Here is a 10,532-nt window from a genome sequence, read left to right on the forward strand (position 1 = left end):
GGCTTACCCCTCCTGTGGCGGCTCAGGTCGCGAAGACCAGAACCGCTTCGAGACCAAAGCGGAGATATTCGTCGAGCCTCACGCGCAGGTTGGTCTCGCGTTGCGGCTGGTGAAGGTCGTGAAAGGCGCCCAGTTCCGAGCCGTCTTCCGCGCCCTGGCGGATCGAGACAGGGGTGCGGCGGCTGAGCTGACCGTAGCCCGGATCGCCGAAGCGGGCCGAGGTGAAGACGGGCTGGACACGGACCGGATCGTCCGCGGCGCCCGGCAGGCAGCGATAGGGGCGGGGCGTGCGCGACCCTGGCGGCAGGTAGCAGAAGCGCGTGCAGCCAACATCCCGCCGGTCGATCCAGACCGGGGCCAGCCAGCTGTCGCCGGCGGCCAGACGCGCGGCGAAGAGGCAGTTCTCGACCTCGTCGATCTGGCGGGCGTGGACCTTGCCGATCACCGTGCAGTTGGACAGCGTCAGCTCGCCCCCGCCGGACGCGCCGTCGAGGCCGGCATAGGCCGTGGCGTCGGGGGCGCCAGCGTCGATAATGCTGTTGCGGATCGTGACCCGTGCGCCCGGCGCGGCCAGAATCCCGCCCAGTATGCAGTGGTCGATCTCGACCGAGACGCCCGCCTCGACGATCAGCATAGGCTCGCCGGGACGTGCGGGCAGGCCGGCCGCGGTGCGGCTCACGCCAGGGGTCAACGTGCAGTGGCGCAGGCTGAGGTGCTGCAGCCTGTTGTCGGCGGCTGGCACGTGCACCGGCGCGCCGGCGATCCAGAGGCCGTTCAGGCTGGCCGAGGTCAGATCGGCGCCGGTGACGACCAGTTTTCCCCCAAGCGCCAGGAAGGGCGTGCGTTGGTCGGCGGCCCGAAGCTCGACGTGAGCCCCAGGGGCGGTGGCCTTGATGGCCAGGGTTTCGGCATAGCGGCCGCTGTCGGCGATCTCCACGGCTCCGCCGCCGGCCGCGGCGTCCAGCGCCGCCTGAACCTTGGCATGGGCGCCGGGCACGCGGATTGGCGGCTGGTCGCTGACGAAGCTGCGCTCGCGGTCGTAGCCGCCGCCGCCCAGGGCGTCCGACAGGCCGTAGTAATAGCTGACTCTGGGCGGGGCGGGCGGTGCGGTTCCGAAGACGATGCGGCCAAGCTGCGGATCGATCGCCACCTTGCCGGGGGCGACCTTGTGGGCCCAGTCGCCGCCCTTGGCGTCGGAAAGGTCGCAGACATTGACCGCATCGATCCTCACGCCGTCGATGAACAGGCTGCGGCCGGCGCCGTAGTGGTCGGCCTTGGCGGCGGCGAAGGCGCGCCGCGTCAGCGGCTGGGACACGTTCCGCGCTGTGACCCGCGCGCCGCCGACGGTCGGGACCGGCTGGGTGAAGAGGGCCTGAGGCGCGCCCTGCGGATTGAACAGGAAGCGGGTGTCGTCGACGCGGGCCGCCGTCGCCGACGATACCGGCTGGGACTGCAGCCGCCAAAGATGGATGCCGACGGTCGAGACGTTGCGCCGAAGGCCCGGGCTTCGCAGCTCGGGGGTATGGGTGAAGGGATCGAAGGCCCCGCCGAGGCGCTCGAAAGGCTCTTGCCGGCGCAGATCGACGAACGCCGCCGAGGCGGGCCGCAGGTGGTTCATGTACTGGGTGGTCGCCAGCGCACCGTAGTGCTCGACCACGCAGGCGCCCCAGCCGGTGACGTCGCGGGCGAGGGCTTCCAGCGTCGCGGCCGTGCCCTTGCCGCGGCGCAGGCGGATCGTGTCGGCGACCTCGGCGCGCGGGCTGCTGATCTTGGCGGTCACCCCGTGCAGAGGCTTGTAGCCGACCAGGTCGCCGATATAGGGCGCGACCCATTCGGCGCAGGTCTCGATGAACTGGTCGTCGTAGAGCTGGTCCAGGTCTTCCTCGAGGATGGCGACCTGTTCGGCGATCACCTCGATCAGGGCCAGCAGCGCGCCGCCGCTTTCATGGTCGCGCGTGCGGGTGAAGGCGGGCAGCAGCTCGTAGAGGGTGCGGGCGTCGAAGCTCATGCGCGAACTCCCACCAGGCTGATCGGACGCGGATCGATGGTCAGCAGTTCGGCCGCCGCCGGCGCGCCGGCGGAGCCGGACTGGGGCGCGGCCGCCAGAAGCACGTCGGCGACGCCCTCCGCCTCGTCGGTGCGGAAGAACTGGCCGACCTGCGCCGCCACGACGCCGGGGACGGACTGGACGGCGGCCAGGACTTCGCTCAGCGCCACGGGCTGGCCGAAGGCGCGGGCCTCGAACGAGAACTGCCCGCGCAGCCTGGCTTCCACGGCCGCCAGCACCGGGGCGATCTCCAGGCTGGTCTCGACCACGACGGTCATCGACAGCCGGAAGAAGGCGTTGCGATAGGTCCGTACGCGCAGGGCCACGTTGGGATCGCCAGCCTTGCGCATGGCCGCCAGCAAATTGACGTAGGTGCGGCTCTCGGGCGGCAGCGCCGCGCCGCCGCCCCCGCCGACGGTGACGAAGACTCCTCGCGTGGCGCCGATCCAGCTCCAGGTCGCCAGGGCCTTGGCCACGCCGGCGAAGGCGCGGGCGAAGTCCTCGTAGTCCTGCAACGAGACGATGCGGTCGAGGGTCAGCATGGTCAGCGCCGCGTTGCCGCGTATTTCCTCGAGGGTCTCGGCCCCCGCCGCGCCTTCCGCGGCCAGCGGGTTGACCACGCCCCGCACGCCCGGCGGCTTGACCGACAGCAGGGTCAGGCGCGCGGCGCCGACGTCGCCCGCCATGCCCATGCCTTTGCGATAGACGGCGGTGATGTTCTCCTGGCCCGTGGCGGGACGGGCGCCCGAGACGCCGTCGCCGAACACGACCAGTGTTCGACCGTCGTCGGTGGCGCGAGTGATGTAGATCTGCTCGTCCGGTCCGTGGCCGTGGAAGTTGGCCGCCTCCCGCCATAGCACGCCACTAACCCGCACCTGCAGGGTGGATTGCGCGCCGCTGGGGGCGTCGCTGCTGACATAGGTCAGCGGCGGCTGGCGCAGGGCGAAGGTCTGGAAAGCCTGGCTGGCGTCGCCGCTGCCCAGCACCTCGCCAACGGTCTCGCCATGGGTCGCCAGCGCCACGTTGGCGTTGATGGTCACGGTCGAGCGGACGTAGCGGTTGGCTAGGGCCTGCTTGAACTCCAGGATGGTGGACCCGCCGACGAACAGGATGTCGGCGATGGTCAGGACCTCGCTGGCGGTCACCCCGTCGAGATCCTCGCGCGTGCCGGTCAGGACGACCGTCTGGCCCTCCGACAGGTCGAAATAGGGGCCGTCCAGCGTCACGGTGTCGCCTTCGACCGGCTCAACGATCGGCAGGTCGGCCAGCGTCAGCTGCTCGCTCTGCAGGTGGACAGTGGCGCCGCGCAGGGTGAAGTCGGAAAAGCCGTCGCTGGAATCCAGCCGCAGCCGCGTGACCTTGGCGCTCAGCGAGAAGTCCGCGCGGGAGATCTCGGCGACGTCTTCGATGCGATAGACGCGGCGGCTGTCCTGGTCTTCGAGGATCACGTAGCCGCCGACGGCGAGGCCCTCATACACCCGGTCGAGGTCGATCTCCCGCGCCTCGGACTGGTCGGCGATGGTGAGGTTGTCCCAGCTCTTGGCATAGACCGCGCCGCTCGCGCGCTGTTCGGCCGGCATCGACGCATGCTTGGGCGCGTTGTGGCCGAAGAGGCCCGCCTTCTGGCGGAAGGCGAACAGGCCCTGGGACGGGGGCAGGGCGCGGTGCGCGGCCTGCCGGCGCAGGTTGATCGACAAGGCCGGCAGCGGCCATCGCTGTACGCGCGCCATGGCGTGCAGGTCGTGCTGGCGCCAGCGGCGGTTCAGCACCGTGCTGGCCACCAGATGGTTGGTCAGCGAGAACCGCTCGACCATGAAGACGCCGATCGGCAGCAGCGGGAAGCGGAAGGGCGGCGGATCGGGCGGATCTTCGGCCAGGTCGACCTGGGTCACTCCGGCCAGAGGATCGCTGGTGGCCTTCATCACGCGCAGGACCGCCACGCCGTCGGCGGCGACCAGCAGGGTGGAGCCGGGCTGAAGGCCCACGGCCGAGCCTTTCAGCACCAGCCGTTCCGCATCGATGCTCAGCGGCTGCTCCTGGGTGGTCGCCGGCAGTATGGCGTTCCATTCCGGCCGCGCCTCGATCGCGTAGGAGGTCTCGAAGGGCTGCGGCGTCTCGCCAGGGCCGGGCAGGCTCTGCACCTTCAGGCCCGCCGGCAGGGTCAGCGGCCGGGCTGCATGAGCCGGCGCGCCGGGAGCGGTTTCCAGGGTGAAGGCGAGATAGGCGCTGGAGGCCACGCCTGGGCGCGGCTCGTAGTCGATCAGGCGACCCAGCTCGACCAGCGAGCGGCGCTCGGTGGCGGTTCGCAGATAGGACTCGTTGGCGATCCGTTCCTGGTAGAAGCCGATCACCTCGGCCATCGAGGCGAAGGCGTCGACCAGCGCGGTGGTGACGTCGGCGCGATCCTGCGAGTTCAGTCCGCGCCGCCGCGTCAGCTGGTCCAGCATGGTGTCGCGGTGGGCGGCGTGCCCGCCGATCCGGTAGCTGATCGCCGAGAGGCCGGGTCGGTTATCGATCGCCAGCGGGGTGCGCAGGCGGGCGTCCGTCTCGGCGGGGTGGGGGCTTGCGGTCATTTACCGCCCTCCATGGTCACCGTGAAGACCCCGCGCTCGGGGTGGTCGGGATCGTTGTCGAGGCGAGGAATTTCCAGTCGCGTGAAGTCCAGACGGCCCTGGCTCATGGCGCGGTGCTGAGCACGTAGGGGGCGGGCCAGCTGCAGTCGGCCAATGGCCTGCAGACGCAAGAGCGGAGGGGCTGGCCGATCCTGGCGCTGGAAGCGCGTAACCTCCACCGAGGCGACCCCGTCGACCGCCTGGGCGGCGGCGTAAATGGCGCTGAGATAGACCGGTTGGCCGAAGGTGAAGTTGTCGGGATTGAACACGCCCCGGCGGCCATCCAGCGTCCGGCCCGAGCTGAAGGCGTCGAGTACGGCTCGCTTCACGTCGGCGCGGAAGTAGTCCGGCTTGGCGGCGATGGTCAGAGCGATGTCCAGGGAGACATAGGTCGGCGCATCGATTTCCAGGTCGTGACCGGCCAGGCGATAGGGTTCCAGGAACTCGCGCATCGCCTGTTCGAACCCGGCGTCGATCGCAAGTCCGCCCAACCGGTCGATGGTGACGAAGACGGTCGGCCAACTGCCGGTCCAGCGGAAGGAGGCGGTGGCGCGCTGCACCTCCGGGTGCCGCTCTGCGGCCGCCTGGTAGTCTTCCGGAGTCACCGCGCGTTGCTGGTTGCGGAAGGCGAAGGGTGCGGTCTGGCGCACGTGCTCCAGGCTTTCGGGGGCGACCCCGCCGCTTGCGGGCAGGGGATTGCGCACGCCGGCGACAGCGGCGTCGTCGCTGAGGATATGGCGGATGGTGTCGGCGGCGAGGTTTCCGCGCACCGCTTCTCCCACGCGGTAGGTGGCGGCGAACGCCGTGCCGGCGGCCGGCCGCTGTCCCAGCACATCGTCGCCGAAGCGCAGCCAGGCTGAGCCGTCGTTCTCGGTCTCGACGACGAAGTCCCGCGCGTCGGGCTCGCTTTGCAGGAGGTCGCGCCGGGCGATCCACGGAACCGGCGAAGCGCCGTCCAGGACGCCGGCGAGCTGGACGGCCGGCTGGGCCGCTCCCGCCGTCGTGGCCAGGGCGGCCCTGGCCGAGACGGGCGGCGCGTCGGCGTCATAGGGAACCGCGAAGACCAGGGGGCGGCGGGCCAGGCGCGGACGGAAGCGGGCGGGGATCGGGACGGGATCGACGGGCGCGCAGGGATCGGTCGAAGCCGGTTGCCGGAACAGGCTCGGAGCGGGCGCGGTCCCCAGGTCTTCGGTCACCACGGTGGCGCCGTGGTCGGCCAGCACCATGTTGCCGCGCACGACCGTGATGTTCTGAGCCTCGCGCACGCCGCCGCTCTCGGTGCGGATTTCGGCGGAGATCTGGAAGCTGAAAGGCGTGGCGTCCTCGCGGCCCCATTCGATCTCGGTGATCGCCAGCGGCTTGGGCTTGGCGCCCGACAGGTCGCCCAGCGGGTCGGATCCGACGCTGACCCGGGTAAGGCGCACCGCGTGGCGGCGGGCGGGGTCGGCGTCGGCGGCAAGACCGGAGGCGCGGCCCAGCACCTCCTCGAACAGCACCACGTCGCCCGGCGCCAGCTTGTCGAGACCGCCGCTGAGGGTGGCCCGTGTCGCCCCGGCGGGCAGTCGGCAGGCCCGGTCGCCCCAGGCGTGGAAGGTGATCTGGTTGTGGGCGGTGAAGATGGCCGCGTCGTGAAGGGTCTCGAACACTTCCGGCCGGAAACCCATGGCCTGGGCGACTTCCGGCGCGCCAGGCGCGGCGCGCTCTCCGAGGTTGGGCACGCTGGTCAGGGCCTGGACGCCCCTGGGCGCCACGGCGTCGGCCTCGGCCCGGATATGCAGGAAGGTGCGCGCGTTGACGCCGTCGCCGATCACGTAGTCGACCAGCCGGGCGTGGCGGCGCACCGACACTCGCCGTCGCGCCGTGCCTAGATAGGCCTCGGTCGCCACTGCGTCCTGACGGTAGCTGAGCACGTCGCCCACGTGGGCGAAAAGTTCGACCAGGGTGACCCCAATGTCGGCGGGGTTGCGTTCGGTCCACTGCGGGGCCAGCACCGACATCCGGTCGAGCATCAATTGCCGCAGGCTGGTGAAGTCGCGAGACAGATAGTCGAGCTGCGGCGCGGCGGGCGCCGGAGCGCTGGGCGGCGTAGGCGCCTCGCAGTCGAAGTCGTTCGGGCAGTCGGACTTGAAGCTGAACAGGGTCTGGGCCAGCACCGGATCAACACCAGCCGCGTCGAAGGCCGAGCCGGTGCTCGCCCGCAGGGCCAGCCGATAGGTCGAATGGTCGCCGTAGGCGTCCAGGCGCAGGACCACGACGTCGCCGTCATAGTCCACGGCGCGTACGCCGACGCTGCGGATCCGGTCACCGCCGTCGATCAACACGTTGGCGGGAGTAAGCCCCGGAGGCGGCGGCGATTTCAGGAAATGGACCCGCAGGATCTTCTGCCGTTCGGCCCGCGACGGCGCGTCAGCGTCCAGCACCTCGACATAGTCCAGGCCGTTCAGCTTCGAGGCCAGGACCGCCTCGCGGCGGCGCGGGTCGCAGCTCACATAGGGGCTGATCATGACGGGACCCCTGTGACCACCTGGGTGGTTTCTCGCTGCTGGGTGGCCAGGACGACGTACTGGACCTGGACATTCAGCGTGGCGTCCTCGGCCACGACGTTGACCTGTTCGATCCGCACGAGGTCGCCCAGCCACTGCTGCAGCGCGCCCTGGATCAGGAACTGTATGGCCATGGCGACCTCGGCGCTGTTCGGCGCGAAGGTCATCTGCATCAGGCCGGTGCCGAAGGTCGGCCGGTTCACCCGCTCGCCCTGGGAGGTCAGCAGGGTCTGCTCGACCAGATCGCGCACATGGCTGGCCGTGTCGGTCAGGCCTGTGCGGCCGGCGGAGTCGATCGAATAGGGAAAGGCGATGTTGCTCATTGCGCCTTCACCCTCGGCTGGGCGACGACTACCGTCAGGGGCGTGCCGGTCGGCGTGCAGGTCGACTGGCTGTCCTGCATCAGCAACGGCTGGCCGCCGCTCTTCACCCGCATCGAGCCGGTCATCCACTGGGCGGTGGCGCAGGGCGGGTTGGGCGTGCCGGTCAGGGCGCAGCCGGCCACGGCGTACATGGTCGTCTGCAGGACGGTGGGATTTCCGCCGACCGTAACCCTGGGATTGGGAGCGGTGGGCTGGCTCTTGCCGGCGTGGGCGCAGATGACCGTGGAGGTGACGTCCAGCAGGTAGCCCATCAGATCACCTCCAATGCGCCGTCGTTGATCGTGACTTTAGGGCCGGTCAGCTTGATCGACCCGCCCATGCCGTTGTTGATCTCGATGCCCTGGGCGTTGAGGACGATCTTCTTGCCGTCGGCGGTCTCGATGGTGACCCCGCCCGCGCCCGGAATGTCGGACAGGGTCACGGTGATGGTGTCGGTCTTGAGCACCTTGGTCTGAGGCAAGGCCATCGCTGGAGACCATTCGCCTATACCCCAGAAGCAGCCGCTCCAGATCGGGGCCTCGGGGTTGCCGCCCTCGAACTCGACCCAGACGTTTGCGCCTTCGGAGGGCAGGGCGAAGAAGCCGACGCCGGAACCGGCGAATGGGGCGCAGGGCATGGCCCAGACCTCCGCGTCGCCCAGGGCCTGGGGCGCGGTAACCTGCAGCCGGCCCATCAGCATCGGGTCCTGGTTGCCCTTCACCTTGCCGCGGTACTTGCCGAACAGGAGGGTCATGGGACCACCACCGGAGTGATCGCGCCCGTTCCCTCGCGCGACAGGCTGAAGCGCTGCTTGTACTTGCCGTGGCTGATCGCGTGGCTGACGCTCTTGACGTAGTAGAGCCCGTCATGTGTGAAGCCCGCGCCGCGCACCCCGACAATGCCGCGCGGCTTCAGGACGCCGCCATAGCGCTGGGCGTCAAGTTCGCCTTGAGCCGTCACCACGCTGTCGACCGACTTGTCGGTGATGCCCTGTGCTCGAGCGTAAGCCTGGGCCACGCTCAGGCCGTTTCCCTTGTCCAGCAGGGTCTTGCGGACGTTGGGCAGCTGGAGCGGCAGGGCCGGCATCGCCGCCAGCGGCGGAATCCGCGTCGAGGCGAAGGTCATCACCGGAATCTCGACGTTCAGGTCCTTGTCCTGGATGCTGTCGTTGACGATCGTCGGCGCCAGGCCGTTGTAGGTGAAGTTGATGGTCTCGACATTGGTCTCGGGGCCCATGTTCACCGACAGCGCCCGCTGGGGGACGCCCATGCGCTTGGGCGGGCCCCAATAGGCGATGCTGATCCCGGGCGCAGGGCCGGGCTCTATGAAGAAGACGTGGCCGAACCGCTCGCCGATCGCCTTCAGCTGTTCCAGGTCGGTGCCCTGCTGCACGGGCGTGCGGTCGATGGGCAGCGGCTGGTCGATGACGGGCGGCGGGATGATGGTCGGGATCAGGCCGTACTGGGCGTAGCCGGCTATGATCGACAGGGCGATCAGCGGTTCGCTCATCGCCATGTAGCTGCTGCGCTTTTTCTCCAGGTCCATCATCACGCTGATGTCTTCCCCGGTCAGGGTCAGCGTGCCCGTGCCCGGCTGGCTGCCGGGCGAGAACTGGCGATTGGTGATGACGCCGTCGATCAGCACCTCCGGCAGCGCCCCGAACAGCACGGTGAGGATCACCCGGTTGAACGGCGCCAGCAGCGGATTGAGCATCAGCCGGTAGTCGAGCATGTCGGTAGGGCCAGCGCGGCCCACCTGCAGCACGATCTGGAAGCCCGAGCGCCCTTCGTCGGCCTGCGTCACCGAGACGCTCTGCACGGCCTCGGCGATGTCGGGCGTCGCCGGCAGCGGCAGGGTCGGGCCGATCAGCAGGGAGAGGCGGACGCCGAGCATGGTGATCTCCAGGGTTTCCGCGCCGCGACCTAGGTCCGCGGCATGGCGGCGCGCAGGGTCGCAGCAGGATCCTCCGCGGCGTCGGCCAGCATCCGCTGCGGGTCCATGGCGTCGTTGCCGTCGCACAGTCGCCAGAACATCAGCGGGTCGCCGTAGATGCGGTTGGCCAGCAGATCGAGGCGGTCGCCAGGCGAGGCCTTGACCAGCGTCAGCGTCGACAGACTGGCGCCCGGCGGCAGGAAGCGGCGGCGCGCATAGGTCACGGTGCGGCCGTCGGCGAGGGTGAGGCTCGCCGTGTCGAGCCCGTGATAGCGGCTCGTATGATCGAACATGCCTGTGGCTCCTATCCGAGGCGGACATTGCTGCCCATCACGGTGGTGAGGTCGGAAGCGAGGTTGATGACGCTCATCGTCTCCTTCAGGACCTGGTGGGCGAGGAAGACGTAGTAGCCGGGGTTGGTGATCGAGAAGTCGTTGTAGCTCAGCACCTTGAGGCCCAGTCCGACCTTGGCGCGAATGGGGTTGAGGAGGGGGTCGTAGGCCTCCTCGGTGATCGAGCAGTCGGTGACCCGCACCGGCAGGATCCGCTGCGCGCCCCAGATGAACAGGGTCAGCGGCGCGTCCGGCGGGATCACCTCGATCACTCCGCTGGCCAGCAGGGCGGTGTTGGCGATCACCACGTTGCTCTTGGGATAGTTGATCATCTCCAGGGCGGCTAGCTGCGGGTGGATGCCTAGAGCCGTGGTGATCGGGTCGGACGCCTCCAACTGGTCGGCGGCGTCGATCTCGACGTCGACCTTGATGGTCTCCTCGGGCGGGCCGGTCAGCCTCTGGGCCTCGGCGCGGGCCCCGTCGCCGCTCGCCACCCGGGGCTTCAGCGTCCGGGTCAGGGTGTCGGGGTTGTACTGGAAGACGATCACGTTCGGGATCGGCGACATCGGGTCGATCGAGACCAGCGCACCCTTCAGCACGCGCGGCGAGCCGGGGAAGGTGGTCATGGCAGAACCTCCCACGTGGCCCGCGCATCTGCGGGCTTGCGCGAATGAGCGACGACGGATCGGGCCGCGCGGCGCGGC

9 protein-coding genes are annotated in these 10,532 nt (G+C 69.7%); all 9 read right to left on the reverse strand.

The features are described 5' to 3' along the window. Nucleotides 1-22 precede the first annotated feature (22 nt). From DDF67_RS24525 to DDF67_RS24565, 9 genes are read right to left on the reverse strand one after another with little or no spacing between them, the layout of a single operon-like run. Nucleotides 23-2,008: a hypothetical protein gene (locus DDF67_RS24525; RefSeq protein ID WP_109455347.1), complete on the reverse strand. Its 1,986-nt coding sequence runs from the start codon at nt 2,006-2,008 to the stop codon at nt 23-25. Next, entirely contained in the window at nt 2,005-4,620 is a 2,616-nt protein-coding gene (locus DDF67_RS24530) for a putative baseplate assembly protein (RefSeq protein WP_109455348.1), read from the reverse strand. The genes DDF67_RS24525 and DDF67_RS24530 overlap by 4 nt, the downstream gene beginning before the upstream one ends. Then, the gene (locus DDF67_RS24535) at nt 4,617-7,163 is read right to left on the reverse strand and encodes a putative baseplate assembly protein (protein WP_109455349.1); all 2,547 of its coding nucleotides are present in this window, start codon (nt 7,161-7,163) and stop codon (nt 4,617-4,619) included. The genes DDF67_RS24530 and DDF67_RS24535 overlap by 4 nt, the downstream gene beginning before the upstream one ends. Beyond that, entirely contained in the window at nt 7,160-7,525 is a 366-nt protein-coding gene (locus DDF67_RS24540) for a GPW/gp25 family protein (protein WP_109455350.1), read from the reverse strand. The genes DDF67_RS24535 and DDF67_RS24540 overlap by 4 nt, the downstream gene beginning before the upstream one ends. Further along, nucleotides 7,522-7,836 carry a hypothetical protein gene (locus tag DDF67_RS24545; RefSeq protein ID WP_199229332.1) on the reverse strand — a complete coding sequence of 105 codons (315 nt, stop codon included), beginning with the start codon at nt 7,834-7,836 and terminating at the stop codon, nt 7,522-7,524. Before DDF67_RS24545 ends, DDF67_RS24540 begins: the two co-directional genes overlap by 4 nt. Next, complete coding sequence (locus DDF67_RS24550; protein WP_109455352.1) at nt 7,836-8,318, reverse strand: phage baseplate assembly protein V; 483 nt, start codon at nt 8,316-8,318, stop codon at nt 7,836-7,838. The genes DDF67_RS24545 and DDF67_RS24550 overlap by 1 nt, the downstream gene beginning before the upstream one ends. After that, nucleotides 8,315-9,457, reverse strand: a complete 1,143-nt coding sequence (locus DDF67_RS24555) for a hypothetical protein (RefSeq protein ID WP_109455353.1) — start codon at nt 9,455-9,457, stop codon at nt 8,315-8,317. Before DDF67_RS24555 ends, DDF67_RS24550 begins: the two co-directional genes overlap by 4 nt. A gap of 29 nt (nt 9,458-9,486) precedes the next feature. Then, on the reverse strand, nt 9,487-9,789 hold the full coding sequence (locus DDF67_RS24560; protein WP_109455354.1) for a hypothetical protein: 303 nt from the start codon (nt 9,787-9,789) through the stop codon (nt 9,487-9,489). A gap of 11 nt (nt 9,790-9,800) precedes the next feature. Next, nucleotides 9,801-10,454, reverse strand: a complete 654-nt coding sequence (locus tag DDF67_RS24565) for a hypothetical protein (RefSeq protein WP_109455355.1) — start codon at nt 10,452-10,454, stop codon at nt 9,801-9,803. Nucleotides 10,455-10,532 lie beyond the last annotated feature (78 nt).

It is taken from the genome of Caulobacter endophyticus (assembly GCF_003116815.1).
GTDB lineage: Bacteria > Pseudomonadota > Alphaproteobacteria > Caulobacterales > Caulobacteraceae > Caulobacter > Caulobacter endophyticus.